28 protein-coding genes and 1 tRNA gene are annotated in these 26,053 nt (G+C 44.4%); 21 read left to right on the top strand and 8 right to left on the bottom strand.

Annotation, left to right across the window (positions count from 1 at the left end; all coding sequences use genetic code 11):
* Positions 1 to 583: 583 nt before the first annotated feature.
* A complete protein-coding gene (locus QUB16_RS11190) occupies positions 584 to 733 on the bottom strand; it encodes an isochorismate synthase (protein ID WP_333143642.1) in 150 nt (49 codons plus the stop codon).
* Between the two features lie 126 nt (positions 734 to 859).
* Here QUB16_RS11190 and QUB16_RS11185 point away from each other — a divergent pair, with 126 nt between their 5' ends.
* The 9 genes from QUB16_RS11185 to QUB16_RS11145 all read left to right on the top strand — a co-directional run bounded on the left by QUB16_RS11185 (position 860) and on the right by QUB16_RS11145 (position 8,460).
* Positions 860 to 1,036, top strand: coding sequence for a hypothetical protein (locus QUB16_RS11185; protein ID WP_333315997.1), 177 nt, complete (start codon positions 860 to 862; stop codon positions 1,034 to 1,036).
* A 195-nt stretch (positions 1,037 to 1,231) separates the two neighbouring features.
* A complete protein-coding gene (locus tag QUB16_RS11180) occupies positions 1,232 to 2,635 on the top strand; it encodes a nicotinate phosphoribosyltransferase (protein WP_333315996.1) in 1,404 nt (467 codons plus the stop codon).
* A 280-nt stretch (positions 2,636 to 2,915) separates the two neighbouring features.
* Positions 2,916 to 3,515 carry a nicotinate-nucleotide adenylyltransferase gene (locus tag QUB16_RS11175; RefSeq protein WP_333286505.1) on the top strand — a complete coding sequence of 200 codons (600 nt, stop codon included), beginning with the start codon at positions 2,916 to 2,918 and terminating at the stop codon, positions 3,513 to 3,515.
* Complete coding sequence (locus tag QUB16_RS11170; RefSeq protein WP_333315995.1) at positions 3,476 to 4,225, top strand: NrtR DNA-binding winged helix domain-containing protein; 750 nt, start codon at positions 3,476 to 3,478, stop codon at positions 4,223 to 4,225. Before QUB16_RS11175 ends, QUB16_RS11170 begins: the two co-directional genes overlap by 40 nt.
* A gap of 70 nt (positions 4,226 to 4,295) precedes the next feature.
* A complete protein-coding gene (locus QUB16_RS11165; protein ID WP_333105335.1) occupies positions 4,296 to 4,589 on the top strand; it encodes an isochorismate lyase in 294 nt (97 codons plus the stop codon).
* Between the two features lie 87 nt (positions 4,590 to 4,676).
* A complete protein-coding gene (locus QUB16_RS11160; protein WP_333315994.1) occupies positions 4,677 to 6,533 on the top strand; it encodes an NAD+ synthase in 1,857 nt (618 codons plus the stop codon).
* A 19-nt stretch (positions 6,534 to 6,552) separates the two neighbouring features.
* Positions 6,553 to 7,479, top strand: coding sequence for a DUF192 domain-containing protein (locus QUB16_RS11155; protein ID WP_333315993.1), 927 nt, complete (start codon positions 6,553 to 6,555; stop codon positions 7,477 to 7,479).
* Between the two features lie 171 nt (positions 7,480 to 7,650).
* Positions 7,651 to 7,983, top strand: coding sequence for a CRISPR-associated ring nuclease Crn3/Csx3 (gene crn3, locus QUB16_RS11150; protein WP_190741266.1), 333 nt, complete (start codon positions 7,651 to 7,653; stop codon positions 7,981 to 7,983).
* Between the two features lie 198 nt (positions 7,984 to 8,181).
* Positions 8,182 to 8,460: a hypothetical protein gene (locus QUB16_RS11145; RefSeq protein WP_333315992.1), complete on the top strand. Its 279-nt coding sequence runs from the start codon at positions 8,182 to 8,184 to the stop codon at positions 8,458 to 8,460.
* A 232-nt stretch (positions 8,461 to 8,692) separates the two neighbouring features.
* Here the strand turns inward: QUB16_RS11145 and ureC are convergent, their stop codons facing one another.
* The 5 genes from ureC to QUB16_RS11120 all read right to left on the bottom strand — a co-directional run bounded on the left by ureC (position 8,693) and on the right by QUB16_RS11120 (position 13,257).
* A complete protein-coding gene (ureC, locus tag QUB16_RS11140; RefSeq protein WP_333315991.1) occupies positions 8,693 to 10,483 on the bottom strand; it encodes an urease subunit alpha in 1,791 nt (596 codons plus the stop codon).
* A gap of 5 nt (positions 10,484 to 10,488) precedes the next feature.
* Positions 10,489 to 11,493 carry a DUF91 domain-containing protein gene (locus QUB16_RS11135; RefSeq protein WP_333315990.1) on the bottom strand — a complete coding sequence of 335 codons (1,005 nt, stop codon included), beginning with the start codon at positions 11,491 to 11,493 and terminating at the stop codon, positions 10,489 to 10,491.
* A 67-nt stretch (positions 11,494 to 11,560) separates the two neighbouring features.
* Positions 11,561 to 11,872 (bottom strand): urease subunit beta, encoded by a 312-nt coding sequence (locus QUB16_RS11130; RefSeq protein WP_333315989.1) that lies wholly within the window; start codon positions 11,870 to 11,872, stop codon positions 11,561 to 11,563.
* A gap of 33 nt (positions 11,873 to 11,905) precedes the next feature.
* Positions 11,906 to 12,208 (bottom strand): urease subunit gamma, encoded by a 303-nt coding sequence (gene ureA, locus QUB16_RS11125; RefSeq protein ID WP_015179363.1) that lies wholly within the window; start codon positions 12,206 to 12,208, stop codon positions 11,906 to 11,908.
* A gap of 173 nt (positions 12,209 to 12,381) precedes the next feature.
* Positions 12,382 to 13,257, bottom strand: coding sequence for an urease accessory protein UreD (locus QUB16_RS11120; protein WP_333315988.1), 876 nt, complete (start codon positions 13,255 to 13,257; stop codon positions 12,382 to 12,384).
* A 203-nt stretch (positions 13,258 to 13,460) separates the two neighbouring features.
* Between QUB16_RS11120 and fmdA the strand changes: the two genes are divergently transcribed.
* The 4 genes from fmdA (at position 13,461) to QUB16_RS11100 (ending at position 17,916) form a co-directional block, all read left to right on the top strand.
* Positions 13,461 to 14,636, top strand: a complete 1,176-nt coding sequence (gene fmdA / locus QUB16_RS11115) for a formamidase (RefSeq protein WP_333315987.1) — start codon at positions 13,461 to 13,463, stop codon at positions 14,634 to 14,636.
* A 290-nt stretch (positions 14,637 to 14,926) separates the two neighbouring features.
* Positions 14,927 to 15,190: a zinc ribbon domain-containing protein gene (locus QUB16_RS11110; protein WP_333204560.1), complete on the top strand. Its 264-nt coding sequence runs from the start codon at positions 14,927 to 14,929 to the stop codon at positions 15,188 to 15,190.
* Between the two features lie 472 nt (positions 15,191 to 15,662).
* Positions 15,663 to 15,890, top strand: coding sequence for a hypothetical protein (locus QUB16_RS11105; protein WP_333315986.1), 228 nt, complete (start codon positions 15,663 to 15,665; stop codon positions 15,888 to 15,890).
* Positions 15,891 to 16,140: 250 nt separating this feature from the next.
* Complete coding sequence (locus tag QUB16_RS11100; RefSeq protein WP_333315985.1) at positions 16,141 to 17,916, top strand: ATP-binding protein; 1,776 nt, start codon at positions 16,141 to 16,143, stop codon at positions 17,914 to 17,916.
* A 42-nt stretch (positions 17,917 to 17,958) separates the two neighbouring features.
* Here QUB16_RS11100 and QUB16_RS11095 read toward each other — a convergent pair whose 3' ends face one another.
* Positions 17,959 to 18,114 carry a hypothetical protein gene (locus tag QUB16_RS11095; protein WP_333316009.1) on the bottom strand — a complete coding sequence of 52 codons (156 nt, stop codon included), beginning with the start codon at positions 18,112 to 18,114 and terminating at the stop codon, positions 17,959 to 17,961.
* Positions 18,115 to 18,139: 25 nt separating this feature from the next.
* Here QUB16_RS11095 and QUB16_RS33560 point away from each other — a divergent pair, with 25 nt between their 5' ends.
* The 4 genes from QUB16_RS33560 to QUB16_RS11080 all read left to right on the top strand — a co-directional run bounded on the left by QUB16_RS33560 (position 18,140) and on the right by QUB16_RS11080 (position 21,609).
* Positions 18,140 to 18,337, top strand: coding sequence for a 7-cyano-7-deazaguanine synthase (locus tag QUB16_RS33560; RefSeq protein WP_445251113.1), 198 nt, complete (start codon positions 18,140 to 18,142; stop codon positions 18,335 to 18,337).
* Positions 18,297 to 18,530 (top strand): 7-cyano-7-deazaguanine synthase, encoded by a 234-nt coding sequence (locus tag QUB16_RS33555; protein ID WP_445251112.1) that lies wholly within the window; start codon positions 18,297 to 18,299, stop codon positions 18,528 to 18,530. Before QUB16_RS33560 ends, QUB16_RS33555 begins: the two co-directional genes overlap by 41 nt.
* A 134-nt stretch (positions 18,531 to 18,664) precedes the next feature.
* Positions 18,665 to 19,555: a phosphate/phosphite/phosphonate ABC transporter substrate-binding protein gene (locus QUB16_RS11085; protein ID WP_333315984.1), complete on the top strand. Its 891-nt coding sequence runs from the start codon at positions 18,665 to 18,667 to the stop codon at positions 19,553 to 19,555.
* A 146-nt stretch (positions 19,556 to 19,701) separates the two neighbouring features.
* Entirely contained in the window at positions 19,702 to 21,609 is a 1,908-nt protein-coding gene (locus QUB16_RS11080) for an ATP-binding protein (RefSeq protein ID WP_333315983.1), read from the top strand.
* A 282-nt stretch (positions 21,610 to 21,891) separates the two neighbouring features.
* On the opposite strand, the gene QUB16_RS11075 is transcribed toward QUB16_RS11080, so the two are convergent.
* A tRNA-Leu gene (locus QUB16_RS11075) sits at positions 21,892 to 21,976 on the bottom strand.
* A gap of 197 nt (positions 21,977 to 22,173) precedes the next feature.
* Between QUB16_RS11075 and ndhL the strand changes: the two genes are divergently transcribed.
* From ndhL to QUB16_RS11055, 4 genes are all read left to right on the top strand, one after another.
* On the top strand, positions 22,174 to 22,389 hold the full coding sequence (gene ndhL, locus QUB16_RS11070; RefSeq protein ID WP_193972727.1) for an NAD(P)H-quinone oxidoreductase subunit L: 216 nt from the start codon (positions 22,174 to 22,176) through the stop codon (positions 22,387 to 22,389).
* The gene (locus QUB16_RS11065; RefSeq protein ID WP_333104690.1) at positions 22,390 to 22,695 is read left to right on the top strand and encodes a DUF3007 family protein; all 306 of its coding nucleotides are present in this window, start codon (positions 22,390 to 22,392) and stop codon (positions 22,693 to 22,695) included.
* 394 nt (positions 22,696 to 23,089) lie between these two features.
* Positions 23,090 to 23,887, top strand: coding sequence for a tryptophan synthase subunit alpha (gene trpA, locus QUB16_RS11060; RefSeq protein WP_333104691.1), 798 nt, complete (start codon positions 23,090 to 23,092; stop codon positions 23,885 to 23,887).
* Positions 23,888 to 24,777: 890 nt separating this feature from the next.
* Positions 24,778 to 25,425, top strand: a complete 648-nt coding sequence (locus QUB16_RS11055) for a DUF6658 family protein (RefSeq protein ID WP_333315982.1) — start codon at positions 24,778 to 24,780, stop codon at positions 25,423 to 25,425.
* The last annotated feature ends 628 nt before the right edge of the window (positions 25,426 to 26,053 follow it).

Below are 26,053 nucleotides of genomic sequence, written 5' to 3'. Positions count from 1 at the left end.
AAATTTGATAAAGTTCTTGTGGGGAGTAGGGGTTGGGCGTCTCGCCCGCACAAAAAACACGATTTAGATGCACAACAGCTTATAGTTGGATTTTTGATAAGATTACTGAACCAACCCTAGTGCAACATAAGGTTCTAGTTTTGCTTGTGTTTCTCTAACTTATACGCAGTAAACCGGGCGCCCGAATCTTTCTTTAAAAAGCTTACTCTACACTGAATATACCTTTTGTCTATTGGAGAAGTTCAGTGTAATTGGTGATTGGTAATTGTAGGTTGGGTAGAACGAAGAGAAACCCCACCTACAATTACTATTAACAGTCAATCGATTTTAGATTTTAGATTTTAGATTTTAGATTGAAGCATTGACTTGCGCGAGATAAATACGTTCGGCAAGCTTCATCGGATACAGGTTTTTGATTTCTCCGTCCTGAGTCTGCGAAGGAATGAATCACGTGGCGGGTATCCTGGATGCTTGATTGTCAAAATCAAAAGTCAAAAGTTAACAGTCAACAGTTAATTGTTAACCGTTGACTGTTAAACTGAATGCCTGTGCCGAACTCGCTAGAAACTGCCGGAATGGCGGTTCATTCTTTCGATTTAGAACTTTTGGAGAGCTTACCCTCAAAAGGTTGAACTCCACTATTTGGATAGTTGTCATCGCTGGGGCTAAAAATCCGCACCGCTGCTTCCGAAACGTAACGCATCGCGTTTGCCAAAGATTTAGAAAGATTCATAGAATCTGCCTCTCTTGTCTGGGTTCTGATACTTTTAATATTACTCGGATTTTTGGGCGGTGGATGACTTTAGCAATATTTATTTGAATTACTTATTAGTCTGCAACATCGAAGCAAGCTGAAGCTTTGAGAAATTACGCATTTTTGGACGATCGACCTTTTGGTGGTAGATTTTTCCTTGCTCAACTCAAGCAGTCGCGATCGCCCTCCCGACGCTCAGAAACCGAGTTGTCTAACTCTATTCAAAGGCTGCAAGGAAATATTTTCGCAAAAAACCCGGAACGCTTGAGTGTTTGTGGTTAATTCCTGAGTTTGTTAAATTCAGTCTTTATATGGATTTTACCATAATATTAATCTACAAATCCACCGAAATCCGCTCTAAAACGGCATTATAAGCGAATTTTCCGACAAATATCTGCAATCTTTATCAAAGATTTACAAAAAGATATGGTGTTTGTCACTATAATTAAGAAAAAGAAGTTTGTCCGGGGTTTTTTTATGAAAACTACTACAGAAAGCCTGCCGCTCACAGGTTTTGAAGAAATCTTAGAAGACCGGGAACTGACGGTTTCTTCAGCAGATTACAGCCTTTTGACCGATCTCTACCAGCTAACGATGGCCGCTTGTTACGTCGGGGAAGGGATCGACGGGCGGGCCGCGAGTTTTGAATTGTTCGCGCGCAGGCTGCCAGAGGGTTTTGGCTACGCGATCGCGATGGGTTTGGCGCAAGTTATCGATTATTTGGAGAAATTTCGGTTTTCGCCGGCGCAAATTGAGGCTTTGCAGTCCACTGGGATTTTTGCCGGCGCAGGAGAGCGATTTTGGACTTTACTCGCCACAGCCCGCTTTACTGGAGATGTTTGGGCGGTGCCGGAGGGGACGGCGGTGTTTGCCAATGAGCCTCTGCTGCGAATTGAGGCTCCTCTGTGGCAGGCTCAGTTAGTGGAAACTTATTTATTGAATGCGATAAATTATCAAACTTTGATTGCGACGCGGGCGGCCAGACTGCGGGATGTGGCGGGCCCGGAGGCTAAGTTGCTGGAATTCGGGACGCGCAGGGCTTTTGGGCCTCAAGCTGCTGTATGGGCGGCTAGGGCTGCCCTGGCTGCGGGGTTCGATGGAACTTCTAATGTTTTGGCTGCTTTGAAGTTGGGCCGCAAACCTCTAGGTACTATGGCTCATGCTTTGGTGATGGCTGTTGCCGCTCTCGAAGGCAGCGAGAATCAGGCGTTTGCAGCTTTTCACCGCTATTTTCCGGGGGCGCCGCTGCTGATCGATACTTATGATACTGTGGCGGCGGCGCGGATGTTGGCCGATCGAGTAAACAGCGGTGAAATGCTGTTGGAAGGCGTGCGGCTGGATTCGGGCGATTTGGCGGTGCTGTCTCGGGAAGTTCGATCGATCCTGCCTGGGGTTCCAATTTTTGCTAGTGGCGATTTGGACGATCGAGAAATTGCTAAATTAAAAAGTAGCGGTGCTTGCATTGACGGTTACGGTTTGGGAACCAAGTTGGTCAGCGGTTCCCCTGTGAACGGTGTTTATAAGTTGGTGGAAATTGACGGAATTCCGGTGATGAAAGAGGCAAGCGGCAAGGTAACATATCCCGGAAGAAAGCAAATTTTTAGACATATTGAAAATGGGCAAATTCTCGGAGATTGTTTGGGATTGTCGGGAGAAACTATTCACAATTGCGATTCTTACTTACCATTAATGGAGTTGGTTGTAAAGGACGGAACACGAGTGCAGAAGCCGGAAAGTTTGGACGATATCGCCAAACGAACTGCTGCTTCGGTCGCCAGTCTTCGACCCGAAACTCGCCAACTTGACAACCCGATTTCGCCACAGGTGGAAATTTCTACAGATTTGCAGAGTCTCACCCAAAAAACGAAAAAGAATCATTAGTCAGTAGTCATTAGTCATTAGTCATTAGTCATTAGTCATATCATGTCCGGTCGATTAGCCTTCATCAGGTAGGGGCGGGTTCACCAATAATATCTGCCAATAATTGACAATCTCAAAAACCCGCCCGGCCGGGATATTATGGTCAATCGATCGGACATGATATCATCAATCATCAATCAACAGTCAACAGTCAACAGTCAACAGTCAACAGTCAACAATCAACAGTCATCAATCAACCGTCAACAGTCAACAGTCAACAGTCAACAATTACCGATTCCCTATGCAGAAGATTGCTCTTTTTGGAACCAGTGCCGATCCGCCCACAGCGGGACACAAAACAATTCTGAGTTGGCTTTCGCAACATTTTGATTGGGTAGCAGTTTGGGCGTCGGACAATCCTTTTAAGTCGCACCAGACTTCTCTAGAACACCGATCGGCAATGCTGCTGTTAATGATTCAAGAAATTAATTCGCCCAGACACAATCTTTGCTTGCATCCAGAACTCAGCAGTCCGAGGACGGTGGAAACTGTGGAACAAGCAAGATTGCTGTGGCCGAATGCAGATTTGACGCTGGTAATAGGTTCGGACTTGGTGGGGCAACTGTCTCGCTGGTACAAATTTGAACAATTGTTAAAACAAGTGGACTTGCTGATAGTACCGCGACCGGGTTATCCGTCAGAACAATTAGATTTGTGGCAGTTGAGGCGCATGGGTGCAGAGGTGGCGATCGCATCTTTGAATGGTCCCAATGTTTCTTCTACCTTCTATCGGGAAACAGGAGACACCCAAGCCCTGACTCCGACCATCGAAGATTACATCAATAGGGAGCATTTGTACGCATGGCACGAGGCACGAAAAAGGGCGAAGGTTGCTCATTAGCTGACTTTAAAGTAGGAGTAGATAATGTTATTTTTTCCGTCGATACCGTGCAGAACCGCTTGTTGGTACTGTTGGTAATGCGGCAAGACGAACCGTTTATCGATTCTTGGAGTCTTCCCGGTACTTTGGTGCGTCAGGGCGAGTCTCTAGAAAATGCGGCTTACCGAATTTTGTCTGAGAAAATTCGGGTAAAAAATTTGTATCTGGAGCAATTGTATACTTTCGGAGAACCGGGGCGCGATCCTCGGGAATTTACCAGGGGCGATCGTTATCTTTCGGTTAGTTATTTTGCTTTGGTTCGCTTTGAGGAAGCTGAGTTAATTGCTGGGAGTGTAGTGGCGGGCGTGGGCCACCGCGTCGGCGGCATTGCTTGGTATCCCGTGCAACAAGTTCCAAAGCTGGCCTTCGATCACACTCAAATTCTCGAATACGGATATCGGCGGCTGCGTAACAAACTTGAATACAGCCCGGTAGCTTTTGAAGTTTTGCCGGAACTTTTTACTTTGAGCGATTTGTATCAGCTTTATACAACTATTTTGGGGGAAAGTTTTTCGGATTATTCTAATTTTAGATCTCGATTGTTAAAATTGGGTTTTTTGTGCGATACCGGTGTTAAGGTTTCGCGGGGGGCTGGCCGCCCTGCTAGTTTGTACCGCTTTGATGCGGCCGCTTTTGCTCCTTTAAAAAATAAGCCGCTGGTGTTTATCTAGCTGTTACTTAGATGACATTCTGGGATCAATTTAGTAACATTAGAATAGAAGCTATTAAGGAGTGCAGACGATGAAAGACCCTGATGAATGCGCTAATATTCACGAAGTTCGGGAGGAAATTGATATCATCGATCGAGAAGTGATCGAGGCTTTGAGCAAGAGATTTCAATACGTCATCGCGGCTGCAAGGTTCAAAACGAGTGAAGCTAGCGTTAAATCGTTCGATCGCTTTCACGATATGTTACAGCAGCGGCGCGAGTGGGCTCAAGAATCGGGTTTGAATCCTGATGTGGTTGAAAATATTTACCGGGATTTGGTAAATTATTATATTGAGGAAGAGTTGAAACATTACAAATCCAAGTAATATTTCGCTACATTCAAATCTAGGACTATAGGAAAGTAAGTCCGCGCGGGCGGACTGTTAGCAATATTTATTAAGTGATTTGGTGAGATGAAAATTGCGATCGCACAACTCAACCCTACTATTGGTGATATCTTTGGCAACTCCCACCTAATTCTGGAGGCTGCGAAAAAAGCTGATGTTGAGGGCGCAAACTTATTGCTAACACCGGAACTTTCCCTGATCGGTTATCCGCCGCGCGATTTGTTAATCAATCCGAGTTTCATTGCAGATGCAGGTGCACAGTTGCTGCAACTAGCGCAAGCTTTGCCGCCGGAGTTGGCAGTCATAGTCGGCACTGCCTTACCTAATGCTAATGCTGTTAAACTCGGCGGAAAATCATTGTTTAATAGCGCTGTTTTGTTGCAAAATGGCGCGGTCAAACAAGTTTTTCATAAACGCTTGTTGCCTACTTATGATGTATTTGATGAAGATAGATATTTTGAACCGGGAGAAAACAGCAATTATTTTACTATTGGCGAACTCAAAATCGGCGTAACAATTTGTGAAGATTTGTGGAACAATGAGGAGTTTTGGGGTAAACGCAGTTACGCGGGCGATCCTATTTCCGATTTGGCAAAATTGGGTGTAGATTTAGTGGTGAATTTGTCGGCATCGCCTTATTCTGCGGGGAAGCGGGGAGTGCGATCGGCGATGTTGCAGCACAGCGTCATCCGCTGCGGGAAACCGATTATTTACGCTAATCAGGTAGGCGGAAATGACGATATTATTTTTGACGGCAGCAGTTTTGCTGTGAATCGAAAGGGTGATTTAATTCAGCTATTAGCTTCTTTTGAAACGGATTTTGCGCTGCTGGAATATGACGCAGCTAAACAAGATTTAGTTGGCAGCGGCGGGAACGGGCAAGATGCCCGTTCCACAACTGATTTGGGATTATGTGAAGGACGACAAAAACTAGGTTCGATCGGCAGTGGAGTTGGCAGCGGCGGGAACGGGCAAGATGCCGGTTCCACAACTGATTTGAGTTTTCATCCGGCAGAAGGAGATGCCGAAATTTGGGCGGCTTTGGTTTTGGGAGTACGAGATTATGTTCGCAAGTGCGGTTTTTCTAAGGTTGTACTCGGTTTAAGCGGCGGGATAGATTCGGCTTTGGTGGCGGCGATCGCCAGTTGCGCGATCGGGCCCGAAAATGTTCTAGGGGTGTTGATGCCTTCTCCTTACAGTTCGGATCATTCGGTTAATGATGCTGTGGAATTAGCCCGAAATCTGGGCATCGCGATCGAACAATTGCCGATCGGCGATTTGATGGAAACTTACGATCGCACTCTCGCCAATTTGTTTGTCAACACAACTTTCGGGATTGCTGAGGAAAATATTCAATCGCGGATTCGAGGCAATCTGTTGATGGCAATTTCTAACAAGTTCGGACATTTGCTACTTTCGACGGGCAATAAGTCGGAAATGGCAGTGGGTTACTGCACTCTCTACGGCGATATGAATGGGGGATTGGCGGTGATTTCCGATGTGCCGAAAACTCGCGTTTATTCGCTTTGTCTGTGGCTGAATTCTGGCGGATATGTAGGGGCGGTGCCCCCGTGCCCGCCCTCTCCATACCCACCCCCATGCCCGCCCCTGGAAAAGGAAATTATTCCGGTTAATATTATTAATAAAGCGCCGAGTGCTGAACTGAAACCTGGCCAAATTGACCAAGATTCTTTGCCGGATTACGATGTTTTGGATGACATCTTGCAGCGGTTGATAGAACATCACGAATCTGCCCAACAAATTGTCGCTGCCGGACACGATGAAGCCGTGGTTAAACGTGTAGTAAAATTAGTCAGGCAAGCGGAGTTTAAACGGCGGCAAGCAGCCCCTGGTTTGAAAATTAGCGATCGAGCTTTTGGTACCGGTTGGCGGATGCCGATCGCCAAATCTTCCTTCTATTAAACGCATCATTAAACGCAAAATGGTTAACATCGACGGTACTTTCGGCTTCGATTTTCTCCTTGGAAGTCTCAGCAACGACACGATTAAAGGATTTGCGGGTAATGATACTATTCAAGGTTTGGGGGGAAATGACCGAATTTTTGGCGATCGGGAAAATGACTTGCTAGCAGGAAATGAAGGCGCTGATACGCTGTCTGGCGGGCAGGGAAGCGATACAATCTATGGAGGACAAGAGTCGGATTGGATTTTTGGCGATCGGGGTAACGATTTGCTAATAGGTGGCGAAGGCGGGGATATCTTAACAGGAGGCGCGGGGGAGGATTTATTTCTGATGGAAAAAAGCGCCGCATCTACTATTACTGAAGCCGATATAATTACAGATTTTGGCAACGGCAATGATAAAATTGTCTTGACAGAAGGTCTGAAGTTTAGCGATTTAGAGCTTTCTGTTTCCGATAACCAAACTATTATGAAAGATAAAAAGTCTGGTAATTATTTAGGAGTTGTTTCGGGAAATTCTAATCTGACTGAATCCAACTTTATGTCGCTGTTTGGCGGGATAGATATGGGTCAGCTTTTGGCAATTTCGGTTAACACGATTATAGCCGATCGCGCGATCGGACTGGAAGTGGCGCAAACTCCCCAAGAACAAGCGACAGGCTTAATGTTTCGCACAGAATTGCCAGACGACAGGGGAATGCTTTTTCCCATCGAACCCGCGCGAAACGTGCGTTTTTGGATGAAAAACGTGTTGATTGAGCTGGATATGGTTTTTCTGCGGGAAGGCGTCGTGCAGGCGATAATTCCTAACGTACCGCCGTGTTTGAGCGAAACCTGCCCCAACTACGGCCCGGATGTTCCCGTTGACGGAGTTATTGAACTCAGAGGCGGAAGGGCGGCCCAATTGGGACTCAAAGTTGGCGATCGGATTCCCAATTTACCCTAAAAAGGTAGATGATATCATGTCTGTTTGATTCGGACTTGTATGATATTAAATTTTGTAGGGGCCCGTGAGCCAACAATAATTGCCCATAATCTACAATATAATAAACCCGCCCCCGCCCATACTACCAGACATGATATGATTTTATCGCAGCATTCAACATTTGTGCATCCAATGAATCCTATTGAATTAAAAATAATCCCCAATCAAACTCAAGACGGTTTAGCTTACCAACATTTGCGCTTGCGAATTACCACTCAAGACGGTATCATCACACCCGATGATTTACAAGGTTTGAAACTTCCTCAAGACGTTCAATTGAGCCAAGGAATTGTCATTGAAGGTAGAGGAGCAATTTGGCTGTACGGGTATTTAGTACACGAATGTCATCCTGCTGCTTGGGTGGGATGTTACGATCCGCGATTAGAAGGTGCGGTGGTAGTAGCGACGCACAAGCACGAGGTATCTGTTGGACAGGTATTAAAATTGAGTTTACCAAGCGATTAAGACTCTCCTGAGTTTTAGGTGATAATAAATAAAAATAAAACTTCCCGTGGTGGGGGAATCTTAAAATCCAGGAGAGTGGTGATTAAATTAGAGCGTTTTGGCTTGAGGGGGTGACAACCCCGTCAGTGCTTTCTGTTCAATGAAGTTTTTCGCACCCAAGTTCATCTGGGATGTGTGGGTTTTCCCAAAGTGACAATTGTGATATTTTACCCCTGGGTGGCAATTGCATACGGATTAGCTTTTAGGAGACAAATTCGCTCGACTCCCTATGCTTTAATGCTGAGTGGCGTTGGTTTGTTATTTGTTGCCTTTTTTGCAGAAGCGCTGCCGTTAAAAAACGAGATTGTGTCGATATTGCTGGAGGGAATACCGAAGCTATTAAGTGGGATTAATATTGCACTTTATTTTTGGTTTTTGTGTCAGGGTTTGATAGTGCGATCGCTCAATTTTTCTAACAGGAAATCCAATCCCGAATGAAGTAAGATGAAGATTTGCCGTTGGGTGGGGGCGGGTTTTTGAGATTGTCGGTTTTTGGCAAATATTGTTGGTAAAACCCGCCCCTACATGATTGTATAATCGGTGAAAACTCCTATGTTGTACCATTCTCAATTAGCCTTTTCTGAACAGGCAAGATGCCTGTTCCACAACATATAAATTTTCTTGTGGAACAGGCATCTTGCCTGTTGCTGACACTGGTGCAAGATATCAGTTAAAACAAAAAGTACCGCTGCGCCATTGGCAAAACAGTTGCCGGTTCGCAAGTTAACAATTCCCCATCTGCCCTCACTTCATAAGTTTCTGGATCGACTTCCATTTGTGGCAAATAATCGTTGAGTTTCATGTCTCTTTTGCTAATTTGTCTGGTGCCGGAAACTGCTACAGTGGGCTTTTGCAAACCTAGCTGTGCGGCAATATCTCGATCGCGCGCAGCCTGCGAAACAAACGTCAGACAAGTCGCCCCAATCGCCCCGCCAAAACTGCCAAACATCGGCCGCATATGCACCGGTTGCGGCGTCGGAATGCTGGCGTTAGCATCTCCCATCTGCCCGTAGGCGATCGCCCCTCCTTTAATTACCAGTTCCGGTTTCACCCCAAAAAAAGCCGGCCGCCACAAACACAAATCCGCCAATTTCCCCTCTTCCACCGAACCGACATACTGACTAATTCCGTGAGTAATCGCCGGATTAATTGTATATTTCGCAATGTACCGCTTCACCCGAAAATTGTCATTTTCTCCTCCTGTGGAACGGGCATCTTGCCCGCCCAAACCCCCTGTGGAACGGGCATCTTGCCCGCCCAAACCCCCTGTGGAACGGGCATCTTGCCCGTTCAAATTCCCCCTTTGAACTTTCATTTTATGTGCCGTTTGCCAAGTCCGAATAATCACCTCTCCCACTCTTCCCATCGCCTGAGAATCAGAAGAAATCATACTAAACGCACCTAAATCGTGCAAAATATCCTCAGCAGCAATAGTTTCCCTTCTAATTCTCGATTCAGCAAAAGCCACATCTTCAGGAATGCCTCGATCCAAATGGTGACACACCATCAACATATCTAAATGTTCTTCTAAAGTATTGACAGTGTAAGGGCGAGTCGGGTTAGTTGACGAGGGCAAAACATTAGCTTGTCCGCACACTTTAATAATATCCGGTGCGTGCCCGCCGCCAGCACCTTCGGTGTGGTAAGTGTGAATAGCGCGATTTTTAAATGCGGCAATTGTAGCTTCCACAAATCCCGCTTCATTGAGAGTGTCGGTGTGAATTGCAACTTGCACGTCGTACTCGTCAGCTACACTCAAACAAGTGTCGATCGTTGCTGGTGTAGTTCCCCAATCTTCGTGGAGTTTCAAACCCATTGCACCGGCAAAAATTTGTTCGACTAATCCTTGAGGTTGACTGCTATTTCCTTTACCTAAAAATCCTAGATTTACCGGGAAAGCGTCGGCTGCTTGCAGCATTCGGTACATATGCCAAGGCCCCGGAGTGCAGGTGGTGGCGTTTGTACCCGTTGCGGGGCCTGTGCCACCGCCGATCATTGTCGTGATGCCAGAGGCGATCGCCACTTCTATTTGCTGCGGACAAATAAAGTGAATGTGAGTGTCAATTCCCCCAGCCGTGAGAATCATTCCTTCACCGGCAATTACTTCAGTACCAGGCCCGATAATAATATCTACCCTATCTTGAATGTAAGGATTTCCGGCTTTACCAATTTTGTAAATTTTGCCGTCTTTAATCCCAACATCTGCTTTAACAATTCCCCACCAGTCTAATATTAAAGCATTAGTAATTACCGTGTCAAGAGCGCCGTCTGCATTAGAAATAGGCGACTGTCCCATGCCGTCGCGAATGACTTTGCCACCGCCAAATTTAACTTCATCGCCGTAGGTTGTGAAGTCTTTTTCAACTTCTATGAATAATTCTGTATCGGCTAACCGGACGCGATCGCCCACAGTCGGCCCGAAGGTTTCCGCGTAGGCGCGGCGATCCATTCTGTAACTCATATTAATTAGCTCCTTACTTGATTTAATTTTCCCACAAACTGGTTCACCTGTTCTTCTGTTTTAAAGAATCCTTCACCAATTGAACCAAAAAAATCATCTTGTGCTATTTCTTGATAGTTAGGTAACAAATTAGCCAACTCTTCTACATCAATGTTTAAATAGTTTGACAATCTATCTATGTATACCTTAAACTTTAGACCCTCCCTAGGCGTGCTTTCAGTTAACAAAAGATTGAAGATAACTTGGCTATTTTGACTTGTTCCTCTCAATGCCAGACCTCTTGTTGTTGTATTTATCCAAAATATTTGTGGTATGATTTCGTTGTAAAGTAGTCTATACACTTTTCCAACTTCATTGCTATCTGCTATTTCAACTAATTCTTCCAGGGTCAAGTTGGGCTTTCTTTTTGATATTATATTTACAGGTTTTATTTCAGCCTCAATCAAGAATTTTCTGGCTAGTAACTCTCTACCACTAGAGTCACAGAAATACTGGAATGTTGCGACATTGATTCTCACACCATAAGTTTCTAATAAGTATTTAATAATCCTTTCCGAACTACTATCAATCTGTGCAGCTACAATTATAATGTTGTGCTGAGCATTCAAAATATCAGGGAATTCTGAGCTAAATTTCTCACAGAAAGCCTTTTCTAAGTTACTGCCATTTTTAGTCAGTAAATAAGCATTGGCAATTTCTCTAACTCTCTCGTTTGACAAATCCTTAACCCATGAGGCGTAATCCAAGGCTTGTGCTGTTACTTCTCTTGCTGTTTTGTCCTTCTTTAACTCAACAATGAGTAAATCTCCGTTCCTATCTATACATAAAAGGTCAAGTTGTCCACCATAATCAGTAATCACTTGCCGACCAATTACCAAGAGATCATCTGCTAGGATTGAAATATCATTCTCTAGCCAGGTTTCTAAACGAGATTCTAAGTCTAACTTAGATTGGGTAATTTCCTTCAATTTATCCTTTGATATTTCCCACAATCTAATTTGATCGGGCATATCGAATTATACTCCTACTAATTATTCTTTTTAATTTATGCCAAAAAGTCTCGTCCCTCTAAAAACCTCATCCATCTAACATACCGTTCACTTTTCCATTAAAGCCGTAGACTTGACGACTACCAACAAACGGCACTAATTGAACTTCCCTTTCATCTCCCGGTTCAAACCTGACTGCTGTACCTGCGGGGATATCCAACCGCATTCCTTTTGCTTGTTCTCGATTAAATTCTAAGGCTTCGTTTGCCTCATAAAAGTGATAGTGTGAACCAATTTGAATGGGTCGATCGCCCGTATTCCCTACCAGCATCCGCACCGTTGGGCGATCGGCATTTAATTCTATTTCACCTTCTAAAACAATCATTTCTCCAGGAATCATCTTTTCCTCCTCTGAGTCTCTGTGGTTTATTTTTTAACGGATCGGATCGTGCACTGTTACCAACTTAGTTCCGTCGGGAAAAGTCGCCTCAACCTGGACTTCATGCACCATTTCTGGTATCCCTTCCATCACATCTTCCCGCGTCAGGAGAGTTGTTCCATAACTCATTAAATCGGCGACGGTGAGACCATCTCTTGCTCCTTCTAATATGGCGGCGGAAATGTAGGCTAGTGCTTCTGGATAGTTTAATTTTAAACCTCTTTGTTTGCGGCGCTCTGCTACCAGGGCGGCGGTGAAAATCAGCAGTTTGTCTTTTTCTTGGGGGGTGAGTTGCATTTTTATTCTTGTAAGTGCGATCGCATTATTTGGTTATGATATCGTTTACGGTTGTTGCTGAATGATTAAGAATGATTAAACCGCAAAGGGCGCAGAGGGCGCAGAGTCTCCAGAAGAGAGAGATGAATAATCTAGTTAGGAGGGCAACTATACATTGAAACTCAAAGATCATCCTATTTTATCCAAACTCGGGGCAAACAGCAAGGGCGTTGTGAAAAAGACAAGCGCAGCAACTGCCAAATGTTGACAAACCAGTCTCTAGCTGCAGCGGTGGATGAACCGCGATATCGGCACAGCAAACCGTTAGGAATACGAGTCACGCCGACGGTGGAATTACCAGGATAAATTGTTGCCTCACAGGGCAAATCTCGCACTTTTTCCACGATTTCGGCTGTAACGGGTTCGCCTACCCAAGCGAGGGTGGCGACTACGGGTTTTCCTGCGAGGCCGTGAGGACTTTCGAGCATTTTTTCTCCACCTTTGAGCAATTGTCTGTCAATCCATAAAGGGCTGTTTTGTTGCCAGACTTCCGTGTGCGATCGCCATTCTCCAGACAAGAACTTTTCGCCCCTAGCACTGCGTCCAAATCGGGTAATTTCCCACAGTAAAATCCTCGCTGTTGGTGCTAATTCTACCCGCAAATTTTGCCGATATATTGCGCCGTCAAAAACTATTGTTTCTTGTGGCAGCCATTCTAAATTAGCACCAGTATCTAGCTGAATGTCAATATTTTGTTGTGATTCTATTCCGCTGCTGCGATAGATTTTACTAGCAGCGGCGCTGGTAATCAAGGCTTTGGCGTTGGCTTGGAGGTGAAAATGGCTGGAAAGTCGATCGCCCCCGACAACTCCCCCAGCCGTGTGTAAGATGACGCTGTGACAAATCTCTTTACCTTCAGGATAAAACGGGCGCTGCACCTTGAGGGGCGCTTGCATTTGATTGTGAATGATTTGAGTTGCACCGGATCTGTTGGCATAGGCTAAATCCAGGCTGCCGTGCCATCCATTTTCAACTCGATCTATATGTTGTTTGGTCAAATTTTCAGTCACTAAATTTTTAATTTAAAAACACTCCCAATCAAAAACATACCACGACTGCGGCGCTTCCCTGCAATTAGTTAAATAATGATAATCGTTCTCTAAAATATTTTTGGTTTCTGCACTTATTAGTATAATAATTTACAATTATCAACCATCAGATCGGCGAAGATGCGCGTACCATGTAAAAATCAGTAACTAGAGGAGTGCAGAATATGCCTCAAGTTCTCTTCAAAGTTGACTTGACCAAACCGATGTCTGAACAGGAATTAGTCGGTCACAATCGCTGGCATCCAGATATTCCAGCAGTAGTTTCCGTCAATCCCGGCGATGTATTTCGCATCGAGTGCAAAGACTGGACAGACGGACAAATTAAAAATGACGACAATCCCGACGACATTCGCGATGTAGACTTAACAGTAGTTCACGTTTTGAGCGGGCCAATTTACGTTAACGGCGCGCAGCCAGGGGATATTTTAGTAGTCGATATCCTCGATATCGGGGCTTTGCAAGGGGACGAATGGGGTTTTACGGGAATTTTTGCTAAAGAAAACGGCGGCGGTTTCTTGACCGAACATTTTCCGACTGCTGCTAAAGCAATTTGGGATTTTCAGGGAATTTATACCGCTTCCCGACACATACCAAAGGTCAGGTTTGCTGGGATTACTCATCCGGGTTTAATCGGCTGCGCTCCTTCTCAGGAATTGTTGAATAAATGGAACAAACGGGAAGCGGAATTAGTAGCAACAAATCCCGATCGAGTGCCGCCTTTAGCAGCGCTGCCGAACCCCAAGAATGCAATTTTGGGCTCGCTGCAAGGGGCAGAATTCGAGCGAGTTGCGGCAGAAGCGGCGCGCACAGTTCCTCCCCGCGAACACGGCGGCAATTGCGACATTAAAAACCTGTCGCGGGGTTCGAGAATTTATTTCCCAGTTTATGTCGAAGGCGCGAAACTTTCGATGGGAGATATTCACTTTTCTCAAGGAGACGGGGAAATTTCATTCTGCGGGGCAATTGAAATGTCGGGTTACATCGACCTCCACGTTGATATTATCAAAGGTGGCATGGATAAATACGCGATGGTCAACCCGATTTTCAAACCCGGGCCGGTGGAACCCCGCTATTCTGAGTACCTCGTTTTTGAAGGGATTTCTGTTGATGAATTTACGGGTCAGCAGTATTATATGGATGCCCACGTTGCTTATCGCCGAGCTTGTTTGAATGCGATCGAATATTTGAAAAAGTTTGGTTTTACCGGAGAACAAGCGTATTTACTGTTAAGTTGTGCTCCGGTTGAAGGTCGCATCAGCGGCATTGTGGATATTCCTAATGCTTGCTGCACGATTGCTTTACCGACAGAAATTTTCCAGATGGATATTTTGCCATCTTAATTAGTAGGGCGGGCCGGGCCAGTCAAGGGGGTGTGAACTTAAGACTAAAGCCCTCTGTATCTCTCGCTTTTATCCGAGTCTAGATCCCCCTAAATCCCCCTTAAAAAGGGGAGTAGGGGTTGACTTTGAGCGCTCTTGTCCCCCCCTTTTTAAGGGGGGCTAGGGGGGATCTAGAGGAATGTGACTCAGACAGCAGACTGATACTAACTTTGACCTTAAGTTGAACTTAAATTGACACAATGTGTGGCCCGCCCTAGTCATTGCATCCAAATTTACCCTCAAAAATTGATATGCCTCTTTACGATTTTAAGTGTGAAACTTGCGGCATTTTTGATAAGTGGCGCCCTCTTGCAGAAGCAGATACACCGGTGCTTTGCCCGAATTGCGAAACTGTTGCTAAACGCATCTTTTCGCCGCCGATGATTTTAACTGGAAAGCTGCGGTTGAAAGGTCAAGAAAATCGGGAACCGGAGGTAGTTAAGCGTTCTGAGGAACCTAAACCGCAGCGAAATCGCGAACACCGAGGGGGACGACCTTGGATGATCGGTCACTGATGCAGTTTGATATTCCGACAGTCCGATAGTCCGGCAGGGAATGAATTCCCTGCCTCAAAGCGAAAGTCCTCTTAAGAGGACTGTAAAGTTAGTATTTGCTGGCTGTGCGTAAGTCCTGTATTTCAGTCGGTTTCAACTTATATCTTGCACCATTCTCAATTAGCCTTTTAGGAACAGGCTTTTCGGCCTGTTCCACAAAGAGTAGATTTTCTTGTGGAACAGGCCGAAAAGCCTGTTCTTGAGAATGGTGCAAGATGTGAGTTTCAACCGACTTTTGCTATTAGACAGGGACTTCAGTCCCTGGCGGGCTAAGGAAGTATTTTGTACTTATTTATTGGTCAATATAACATAATCGGAAACTGAATAATTTCAGTCATATTGAACCTGCTACAGTATTAAAATGGAAAACGTTTAGGAATGAGAAACACGCACCCGCTTCGAGCTTACTACTTCACTGTACCGCACTCAACAAATGTCAGCAAAGCAGTGGGGAATTACTCAACTTTACAACAAATTTTTTGAAGAACCAACAAGTCAACTTTATAAACTTCATGCTAAGCTCGATCGCGAATGTAATGCAGCTTACGGATTTACTGACAGCGACGATATTTTAGCAAAAGTGCTGGAATTAAACCTAGAACTGGCAGAAAAAGAAAAACGGGGAGAACCGGTAGTTGGGCCTTGTGTCCCAACAGACTAAAAATACTACTCGCTGTAATCATAAGTTTTGTAAATTTGCGTATAATCACATAAATGGTTGATAGAGATCACAAACACTCTAGCCTAAAAAGAGAGATACTAGGGGAAGCGTTGAGTATTGAGGGGTGAGTTGTGAGTGAAACATTTCAAAATTCAAACTTCAACACTCAAAACTGCTTTCGACCTTCAGCATAAGTGCATTCTGCTTTTCTTCGCTCAATTACTCCTGATTTGTTTGGGAGGAACTTCCAATGTTATTATTTAAGCAGAGTCAGTCAAAGAATAGCAAGGTAGAGCAAGAACACTATGCTCAAAAACATTTGTTACCAACTTCAACTATTAATATAACTGGGCTAAAGGCAGAATGCAACCGTTTGCGGATCGGTCAAAAAATTAGCTATGGCTATGCTTTAGCTATCGGCATAGCGATTTTGGGAACTGGTGCGGGACTGAGATTGGGAGACTACTTTCGCAAGCAAGCTTTAGTTCAGGTGAATGTTGCTGGGCAGCAGCAGCAAATGCTGCAAAATTTGCAAAATAGAGTATTTGAAGCCCGATCGCACGCGGCGAGATTGCCGGCTGTTTTGGGAAACACGGTGTTGCTGCAATACGAACAGGATCGCTTTTTCGGGCAAATCACTCAGGCGAAAATCCTGATTTCAGAAATTGAATCTTTTGCACTAGAAAATCATGATAGACTAGCAACAGAAGAGGCAGCATTGCAGGCTCTCTTGAAGAAATCTGCTCTCGTCATTGATTACTACGCTCAGCTAATTAAATTGCAGTTAAAAGAAGCGGAAGTAGGGAACTTGCCACCCAACAGCATGGAGTCCGCACAACTACAAATGTTGAGGGCTAGCAGCGGCCAAGAGGCGATGGTACTAGATAAGCTTGCTCAACGTTTAACTGAGCTAATTTCTAAAGTAGAAATTCACAGACAGGAAGGAACCCAAGCATTAGAAGAATCGGAAAATTTGCGAAACCGAATTATTCTCGGAAGTATGCTAATTTCCGCACTCATCGCTGTCGCACTGGCGGACAAAACCAGCCGCGCGATCGCCCAACCCCTAGAAACCGTTACTAATGTGGCTCAGCAAGTTGCTCGCGAATCAAATTTTAACCTGCAAGTACCAGTCACAACCAACGATGAAATCGGAGTTTTAGCGGTCTCTTTCAATCAATTAATTCAGCGAGTTAGCGAGTATACAAAAGAACTCAAAGAAACTCAATCCCAATTAATTCAAACCGAAAAAATGTCATCTCTCGGTCAAATGGTTGCAGGGATAGCCCACGAAATTAACAATCCTGTCAACTTCATCGGGGGCAACATTGACTATGCCAACCAATACATCAAAGATTTGGTAGATTTGGTAACTCTCTATCAAGAATATTATCCCAACCCACCAGATGCCATTCTAGATCGCATCGAAGACATTGAACTCGAATTTCTCAGAGAAGATTTACCAAAAACCCTCTCTTCGATGAAAATGGGAGCCGATCGCATTCGCGAAATTGTCGTATCCATGCGGAATTTTTCGCGATGCGACGACGGAAAAATGAAATCAGCCGACATTCACGAAGGAATTGATAGCACCCTCGTAATTCTCAATCATCGGCTCAAACAAGGTATTCAAGTTATTAAACAATACGGCAAGTTGCCTGCGGTTGAGTGCTATCTGGCCCAACTCAATCAAGTATTTATGAACGTGATCGGCAATGCAATAGATGCGCTCGAAGAGGTGAAAAAGGAAGACAAAGGCTATTCGCCAACGATTTGGATTAGCACGGAAATTACGGCCGACAATACTGTCACCGTCAAGATTCGGGATAACGGGCCCGGAATTGCCTCCGCCAGCGTCCAACAGATTTTTGACCCATTTTTTACTACAAAGTCGATCGGCAAAGGTACTGGATTAGGATTGGCTATTTCCTATCAAATCCTTGCCAAGCATCAAGGCAAAATTGAGGTAAATTCTCAAATAGGACAGGGCACGGAATTTGTGATTACTTTGCCAGTTGCTGCGTAATATTACGTGGGGCGACTTCGTTTTTGTTTGGACTTGCAAAAATTAGACTATCAAAGTCCTCTTGAGGCGTGCTGGTGATACGGGATTGTACCCGATCCGAGCTCCGTTGAGGCGATCGCTCCCTTCAAAGCCGTTGCAGGATAGCCAGACGCTTGAGCGCGATCGCACCCTCGATCGAATGTCCGAAAGCATCCCCATCAGCTAAGTTCTCGATCGCAATACAATTTTTCTAAGTTTTGGTCTCGCCGGGGCCGAAACTCTCAACGCCGATCGCGTTTACATTAGCCTCAACGCTTTAGATTATTCCGGCTATCGGCACTGTCGCCCCCATTATAATTCAAGCCATGCAAGAAGTATTTCGGCTAGGGGCAAAATAGGGGATAGAACGCGATGCACTCTCTATTTTAATACCGCTGAGTGAGCTAAAAAAGACAAAAATCATTAAATTAGGCAATAATTGGGGAGTGCCTTGCGAAAAAACTTGGTCTTGTTACGCCGGCGGTGAAGTTGCTGGCGGCGTTTGCGATTCCTGTGAGTTAATGCTGGCAGCGTTTAATGAGTTCGGTTTACAAGAGCCGCTGCCTTATGCTCCCAACCATAAAACAGAGCGCTAAAAATTTTCTTAATAATTTGGCTACAACAGTTCACTGAAGCTTAACCAACGGATAATCTATTTTAATGAAAGTTTATTCCAAATAGCTTATAATAGTTATGCAAATTTCAACCGTCACTAAAACTCCTAAAAATCATGAAGCGGCGGCATTTTGTTGGGTTATCGCTATTGTTTGTAGCAAGCTGTTCTACAACAGTAAATCAATCTAATCGAACTTCTTCCAATTTGGCAGTAAGTGAACCAGAAACGCTTGAATTTGCTGTAACTGATGTTCAGGGGGCAGAAGAGTTGCAGCAAAATTATCAAACCTTTCGGACTGTGTTGGGAGAAGTTTTGGAGAAAAAAATTGAATTGTTCCCAGTAGATAACTATATAGCAGCAGCCGTAGCTCTCCAGTCGGGTCAGCTAAAATTAGCTCTAACAGGGCCATCTGAATATGTGATTATGCGGGCCCGGACAAATGCTGTTCCCATCATTGCCATCACTCGCCCGGAGTATCACTCACTTATTCTTGTTCGTGCCAATAGTGAGATTAAGTCACCAGCACAATTGAAAGGTAAAACAATAGCTATGTGGAAAATAGGTGCAACTAGCGGTCATCTAGGCCCGATTAAAATTCTCCTCGATGCTGGATTAAATCCCCAATCTGAATTAAAAATCTCAATGTTGGGTAAAAAAGGTTTACAAGCTCTCAAAAAGGGTGAAGTTGATGCCTTAGCCATCGGTTATACAAGATATAAAGACTTGCTCAAGAGCGAGGGTTTATCTGAAAGTGAGTTTCGGCTAATCGCCACAGGGGAACCCTTGCCTAATGATTTGTTTGTAGCTAGTAGCAATCTGCCTATTGTTGTTGTTGAAGAAATGCGCGATCGCCTCGTAAAAAATCAAGATAAACTGATTGAAGCGCTGGTGGTGGGCAAAGTTAATGCCAAGTATAAAGGAGCTAAACTGGTGCCAGCTAACGACAGTGATTATAACATGATTCGTGAAGTTTATAAAGCCATTGGTCAGGGGAATGTCTTTTAAGGTTAAATTTTATCTAATGCTGAGTTTGTAGTAGAGCTTTAGCCCTTAATTCATAAAATTTAGGTAATATTGCCTACTACGAATCAGAGACTTTATTTATGTGCATTTACTAATAAACTTGTTAAAATTTAGCTCAGGTTGCCAGTATGCAAAAGTTTGAACAGGGAGAGAATGGGGCTGTGAGGTTCAACAACCTTATCCTAAATAGACGAAAAAATAATGTCGCTGTCACTGAAGGATCTCGCGACATCAAAAATCCTCTCAAAAAAACTCCCTTAACTGCAATTAACCGTTTCATTTCTCGCTTAAGCATTGCCCAAAAAATTAATTCGGGCTACTCCCTAGCAATTGGCATAGCCGTACTAGGAACCACAGGGGGAATGATCTGTGGAGACTATTACCAAAAGCAAGCTTTCCAAGCTTTAACCTTGGCCGACGAGCAACAACATTTGCTCAGTGATTTAGAATATTCCGTGCAGGCAGTGCAGTCACATCCCAAACGGCTAATCTCTGTCTTGGGAGATTCAATCTGGTTTGAATATGAAACTGCTAAGTTCTTGAAACATGTTGATGTAGTAAAAAAAAATATTGCTGATTTAGCTTTATTTACGGAAGAACATTCCCCAGAATTAGCAGTAAATTCTGCTGAATTAAAGGAATTGTTAAACGGTTACGCAACTGCGACAGATTCGTATTCTCAATTGCTCAAATCTTTTTGGCCAGAAATAGCTCCCTCCTCACTAAAACCAGAGGAAGTTAAAGAGGCACAGCAGCAGGTATTGGATTTAATCAGAGGGGATAGAGCAGTTAAGCTCGATGTTAAGTTTGAGCGGCTGTCAGAGAGTTTGAGCTTGATGACAGAAGTAGCTAAGGCACAGCAAACACAAGCCTACATTAATTTTAATATAGCTGAGAAATTGCGAGTGCAAATCATCGTAGTGAGTATGTTAGTGTCAGTTGTGATCGCTACTTTTCTAGCCATCTGTACCAGCCGCGCGATCGCCATTCCTATCCAAGCTGTAACCAGCGTTGCTAAAACTATTACTCAACAAGCAAATTTTGATTTGCAAGCACCTGTCACCACAGAAGATGAAGTAGGAACCTTAGCAAAATCCATCAATCAATTAGTTCAATGGGTAGCAGAATACACCGATGAATTAGAGCTGGCTCGCCAAACTTTGGAAGAGCGAGTACAAGAAAGAACAGAAGAACTTACAGCAGCGCTTCACCAACTTAAACACACCCAAACCCAGTTAATCCAAACCGAAAAAATGTCCAGTTTAGGGCAGATGGTGGCAGGCGTCGCCCATGAAATAAACAACCCTATTAACTTTATTCACGGCAACCTAGAATACGCCAACGAGTATATTATAGACTTGCTGAATTTACTTCGTCTCTATCAGCAGGAATACCCGCAACCCACAGAGGCGATCGCAGAAGAAATCGCAGAGATAGAACTAGACTTTCTCAGAGAAGATTTACTAAAACTGCTGGAATCTATGAAAATAGGTTCAGAACGCATCCGGCAAATAGTTTTGTCTTTGCGAAACTTCTCTCGCTTAGATGAAGCTCAAATGAAATTAGTTGATATCCATGAAGGCATTGACAATACACTGTTGATTTTGAACAGTCGGCTCAAGCAGGGAATTGAAGTTGTCAAAAACTATGGAGAATTGCCCGCAATAGAGTGTTATCCAGCGCAGCTAAATCAAGTATTTATGAATATTATACTAAATGCGATAGATGCACTAGAAGAGTCATGGGATAACTCTAAAAAAGGTAAAAGTCGTCAGATTTTAATTCAGACGCAAAAGTTGGACAGTAGCCAAATTATGGTGCGAATTTGCGATAACGGCCCTGGCATTTCACCCGCAATCCACACTAAGCTTTTTGACCCATTTTTCACAACTAAAGCACCGGGAAAAGGCACTGGCATCGGACTAGCAATTTGCTACCAGATTGTGGAAAAACATCGGGGGAAAATAGAGGTAATTTCAGCTTTGGGAGGGGGAGCAGAGTTTGCGATCGCACTCCCCGCCTCATCTCAAACTTGAAGCTAAATATTGTCTATTATGAGGACATTAATGTGTTAACGACGACACATAATTTGTTATTCGACTATTTAAACTCAGCTCCGACAGCCGCCCAATTTCCAGAAACAGCCGACTTGCTCAACCAGTTGAAGACCCGACGTAAAAAGTCCGGGGCGAACTGGGCAGATATAGAGGCGCTTTTGGACATAGTAAAAAACCATTAGCGCGAAAATTGAGCGGAAAACAGAACTCTGGCTGGGACAATAAATCTGAAACCGTTGAATCACAAATGATTGAAATGGATGGGGGCGGAGGGACTTGAACCCACACGACCGTTTCGGGTCAACGGATTTTAAGTCCGTAGCGTCTACCATTCCGCCACGCCCCCCTTTGGTCAAGCTGCTGTGGTTTTGAGCCACTAACAGCAACAGCCTTTTATTCTACAGGCAAAACCCCAATTTACGCAACCCCTAATCAAAAAATTCCCAAAAGTCGCGCTGGATCTCCGCAAGCGGTACAATAGTTAACCAGCTAACGGAGCGTGTCAACCGACTACCCGTGTTATTATTCCCCTAAAGCAAATCTATGTATATTACCTTACTGCTTTACGCCGTCTTGGCAGGAGCCTACCTCCTGGTAGTACCCGCCGCCACCTACGCTTACCTGAACAGCCGCTGGTACGTCGCTACCTCTTTTGAGCGCGGCTTCATGTACTTCTTGATGTTCTTCTTCTTCCCAGGTATGTTTCTCCTAGCTCCATTTTTGAATTTTCGGCCCAAACGGCGGCAGATAGAAGCCTAAATGCGACGTATTGACGTAATTGGAATCAGTGTCGGCTTTTTTGTAGCAGGTGGGTTTGTCTACTTGCTACTGCAATTTGCCGGACTCGACAGCATGAATGCAGGGATTTGGAGTCAGTTGTTTTTGGTCGCCGGCTTGATTGGCTGGCTGGTGACTTATTTATTTCGAGCACTGACTCAAAATATGACCTACAGCCAGCAATTGCAAGACTACAAAGAAGCTGTCTTGCAGAAGCAGCTAGATGCACTCACTCCTGAAGAATTAGCCAAACTTCAAGCCGAAATTGAGCAGGAAAAAGATAATTAGTCATTAGTCATTAGTCATTAGTCATTAGTTATTAGTTATTAGCAATAAACGGTGAAATAATGACTGCCGACTAAAAGCTAAGGAAGATGAATATAGACCGCCAAGTAATGATTGCTGACTAATGACTAATGGGAGCATCTCAGTTTTGCATTTACAGTGCGAGCGTCCCCGCTCGCGTATTGTACAATACGCGAGCGGGGACGCTCGCACTACAATAAAAAAAATGCTTTTTACAAAACTGAGATGCTCCCTGACTAATGACCAATGACCAATGACTAATGACTAATAACAACTGACAACTGACCAATGACCAATGCCCTGTTTGGCCAATGCCCTGTTTGCCCAATGCCCAATGCCCAATGCCCAATGCCCAATGACTGATGACTAATAACTAATGACTATTTCTAATTGTTTTGAAACGTTACGCAAGAACCACCAATGTGCATTGATTCCTTTTATTACTGCTGGCGACCCAGACTTGGAGACAACGGCTAAAGCACTGCAAATTTTGGATGACAACGGTGCAGACGCGATCGAGCTTGGCGTTCCCTATTCTGACCCGCTAGCTGACGGGCCGGTGATTCAAGCTGCTGCTACAAGGGCTCTACAGCGGGGAACGCGGTTAGATTCGGTGCTGGAAATGGTAGCGAAAGTTAGTCCGAATTTGCGATCGCCCATCATTCTCTTCACATACTACAACCCGATTTTGTACCGAGGTATAGAAACGTTCTTGCAGCAAATCAAAAGTGCTGGAGTTCAGGGATTGGTTGTACCAGACTTGCCCTTAGAAGAAGCCGACAGTCTCATCCAACCTGCCAACAAATTAGGGATTGAACTAACATTATTAGTTGCTCCGACAAGTCCCAAAAGTCGTATAGAAGCGATCGCTCGTCAGTCTCAAGGATTTATTTACTTAGTCAGCGTGACGGGGGTTACGGGAGTACGCGAAGGCTTAGAAACGAGAGCAAAAGAGTTGCTGCAAGAACTTCGCGCCGTCACCGACAAACCCATCGGCGTCGGGTTTGGTATATCGAAACCCGAACACGCTCGCCAAGTGAAAGAATGGGGTGCAGATGCTGCGATTGTTGGCAGTGCTTTTGTCAAACGCTTGGCCGAAGGAACTCCAGAACAGGGTTTAGAGGCGATCGGCGAATTCTGCAAAAGTTTAAAAACAGCGATTCAAAATGCTTAGTAAGTGTGCACATACTTTCAGCCATTAGACAGATGTGTGCGATCGGGATAGGCCACGACAATTGCGATTAAAGACCTTGTTGTACTTGAGATCATACATCCACTGCCTTCTGGTTCCTGACCGGAAGGTTTTTTTTGAACTTAAAAAAACGCAAAACATCTCAACGTAGTGCGCGCACAGAGAAGCAAACAGCCATGTAGGTAAAGGGCATTGCCGTGTCCGGCACGGCGTGCTGCGACTTTTAATAATGGGTAAAAGATTGAGGATTGTCCATTCCTTCTTCCTGATTGGTGATTTCTATCCGCTCGCCAAGCCGAAGAGCCTTCTTCCTTCTTATTTCTTCCTTCTTCATTGTTCCTTCTTCCTTCTACTATAACTTGAGAAATCTAACTTGAGATAGATGAAAAGCTCCTGTTTCTATTCGTATACTAAAAAAAGTGTTTAAGTGCCTAATTTGGTAAGGCTAGCCATCTACAGAACCACCAGGCATTTCAGCATCTCACAATAGAAAGGAGCATTTTTGTCAGGAACTCAGGGCTAAGTGCTACTGAGCTTGTAAGAAATTGCAAGCTGTTCTGACCAGACCCCCCGCATGGCGGAGACGTTATTTAGGTCACGACACCGGCGAATGATCCGCCAGTTTTCCGCTCTGTCATCTGCAATTAAACAGTTTTAAAGTCACTGAAACAGTGTTGCAGGTCTAACAAGCCTTTATAACCAGGTCGAGGCGAACATTTCCCCGCAAGGGAGAAAGGAGACAACCATATCTCCATCAGAGGGGCAACCATACCTCTCCAACCCCGAAAGGCGATTCAAAGCGGTTGAAACCGCCGCGTCGTTTCCCTCTCAGGGCTCAAGCCACGCTTGTTTCCCACTTACCGAGCATTTTTATGAAGAGACTAACTGCATTTCTGAAAAAAATTCGAGCTGTACAAATTTTAACAGTGTTTCTGGCTGGCATTTTAGTATTAGTGAGTACGGCCTGCAGCGGCCCTGGTGTGGCGGCAGGAAAAACGGATGTGATGGCAGGAAAAGCTGATGCGAGGGTAGGAAAAACAGCCGACAAAATTAGAGAAGAAGTACCGACCGGGGCTGTAACGTCCGAATTCAAGGGTGGCATGAACGACTACCCCGATGTCGATCCTAGAAACAAAAAGATGACATCCACAGAAGCAAAAGCTCAGCTTCTAAAAGATCAAGCGCAGCAACGCATTGAGACGAAATCTAGCAACAATGTAGGCGAAAATGTGCGGCGGGTAGCGGATGACGCGCCTGAAAAACTCGACCAAATTGGCCAAAAGGTGAAGGAAGATGCTCGCACCGCCCAGCGCAAAGCTGATGACTTTGGCGACAAAACCAAACAAGGCTTTGCTAATCTTAAAGAAAACACCCGCGAAGGCTTGCAGGGAGCAAAAGAAATTGTTAAAGAAGCCACCCAGGGAGCCAAAGAAAGAGTATCAGAGGGTACTGAGTCTCTGAGATATGGTACCAGCGGCGGCCAAGAAAATATCAATGATGCAGCACGAGATGCAAGATAGAATACTCAAGATGCCTCAGACAATATTTGCTAGAAAGTGAATCTAGATATTGACTGACCTCAACGAGCGGCAAAAAGAGCGACAGACGACTAATCTCAAATAACGCTGTTTCCTTCTCGGGAAGCTACATTCCGACAGGGGTTTTAACCCCTGTCGGAATGTAGGTAAAGTCAATCGATTTTAGATTTTAGATTTTAGATTTTAGATTAAAGAATTGAAGCATTGACCCCACGGATAAATTAGGGGGCAAGTTTATCGGATACAGGTTTTTTATTTCTGGACGGGTGAATCCGGGGGCTTGTATCCTGGATGCTTTCGGTCAATCGATTTTAGATTTTAGATTTTAGATTTTAGATTTTAGATTAAAGAATTGAAGCATTGACCCCACGGATAAATTCGGGGGACTGGAATGCCACTGCTTTTACGACGGATTTTTTATAATTTCTATAGAGTATATTTGGACTTTTTAAGGTAGTAAGTTTTTGATCGGCTTCGCGGAAATTTGGTCGATCGCGCTATATTAAATTCAATTAATTACCCATTGTATTTTTCAAGACAGGATACTGCGGTGTTTATACGGTATTTCGCGTTTATTGAATCCCATTTGAGATTAACAGCAGAAACTTAT

The organism is Microcoleus sp. D3_18a_C4, from assembly GCF_036702415.1.
Taxonomy (GTDB): domain Bacteria; phylum Cyanobacteriota; class Cyanobacteriia; order Cyanobacteriales; family Microcoleaceae; genus Microcoleus.
Note: the sequence above shows the minus strand (reverse complement) of the source record. Positions and strands in the feature narration are given on the sequence as shown.

Coding starts and splice junctions, on each gene's coding strand:
- QUB16_RS11160 (WP_333315994.1), top strand. CDS start 4,677: ATGAAAATTGCGATCGCACAACTCAACCCTACTATTGGTGATATCTTT.
- QUB16_RS11095 (WP_333316009.1), bottom strand. CDS start 18,114: ATGGGGATGCTTTCGGACATTCGATCGAGGGTGCGATCGCGCTCAAGC.
- QUB16_RS11085 (WP_333315984.1), top strand. CDS start 18,665: ATGAAGCGGCGGCATTTTGTTGGGTTATCGCTATTGTTTGTAGCAAGC.
- QUB16_RS11065 (WP_333104690.1), top strand. CDS start 22,390: ATGCGACGTATTGACGTAATTGGAATCAGTGTCGGCTTTTTTGTAGCA.
- QUB16_RS11190 (WP_333143642.1), bottom strand. CDS start 733: ATGAATCTTTCTAAATCTTTGGCAAACGCGATGCGTTACGTTTCGGAA.
- ureC (WP_333315991.1), bottom strand. CDS start 10,483: ATGAGTTACAGAATGGATCGCCGCGCCTACGCGGAAACCTTCGGGCCG.
- QUB16_RS11055 (WP_333315982.1), top strand. CDS start 24,778: ATGAAGAGACTAACTGCATTTCTGAAAAAAATTCGAGCTGTACAAATT.
- ureA (WP_015179363.1), bottom strand. CDS start 12,208: ATGCAACTCACCCCCCAAGAAAAAGACAAACTGCTGATTTTCACCGCC.
- QUB16_RS11180 (WP_333315996.1), top strand. CDS start 1,232: ATGAAAACTACTACAGAAAGCCTGCCGCTCACAGGTTTTGAAGAAATC.
- QUB16_RS11135 (WP_333315990.1), bottom strand. CDS start 11,493: ATGCCCGATCAAATTAGATTGTGGGAAATATCAAAGGATAAATTGAAG.
- ndhL (WP_193972727.1), top strand. CDS start 22,174: ATGTATATTACCTTACTGCTTTACGCCGTCTTGGCAGGAGCCTACCTC.
- QUB16_RS11165 (WP_333105335.1), top strand. CDS start 4,296: ATGAAAGACCCTGATGAATGCGCTAATATTCACGAAGTTCGGGAGGAA.
- crn3 (WP_190741266.1), top strand. CDS start 7,651: ATGAATCCTATTGAATTAAAAATAATCCCCAATCAAACTCAAGACGGT.
- QUB16_RS11155 (WP_333315993.1), top strand. CDS start 6,553: ATGGTTAACATCGACGGTACTTTCGGCTTCGATTTTCTCCTTGGAAGT.
- QUB16_RS11110 (WP_333204560.1), top strand. CDS start 14,927: ATGCCTCTTTACGATTTTAAGTGTGAAACTTGCGGCATTTTTGATAAG.
- trpA (WP_333104691.1), top strand. CDS start 23,090: ATGACTATTTCTAATTGTTTTGAAACGTTACGCAAGAACCACCAATGT.
- QUB16_RS11130 (WP_333315989.1), bottom strand. CDS start 11,872: ATGATTCCTGGAGAAATGATTGTTTTAGAAGGTGAAATAGAATTAAAT.
- QUB16_RS11080 (WP_333315983.1), top strand. CDS start 19,702: ATGCAAAAGTTTGAACAGGGAGAGAATGGGGCTGTGAGGTTCAACAAC.
- fmdA (WP_333315987.1), top strand. CDS start 13,461: ATGCCTCAAGTTCTCTTCAAAGTTGACTTGACCAAACCGATGTCTGAA.
- QUB16_RS11170 (WP_333315995.1), top strand. CDS start 3,476: ATGGCACGAGGCACGAAAAAGGGCGAAGGTTGCTCATTAGCTGACTTT.
- QUB16_RS11105 (WP_333315986.1), top strand. CDS start 15,663: ATGTCAGCAAAGCAGTGGGGAATTACTCAACTTTACAACAAATTTTTT.
- QUB16_RS11175 (WP_333286505.1), top strand. CDS start 2,916: ATGCAGAAGATTGCTCTTTTTGGAACCAGTGCCGATCCGCCCACAGCG.
- QUB16_RS11100 (WP_333315985.1), top strand. CDS start 16,141: ATGTTATTATTTAAGCAGAGTCAGTCAAAGAATAGCAAGGTAGAGCAA.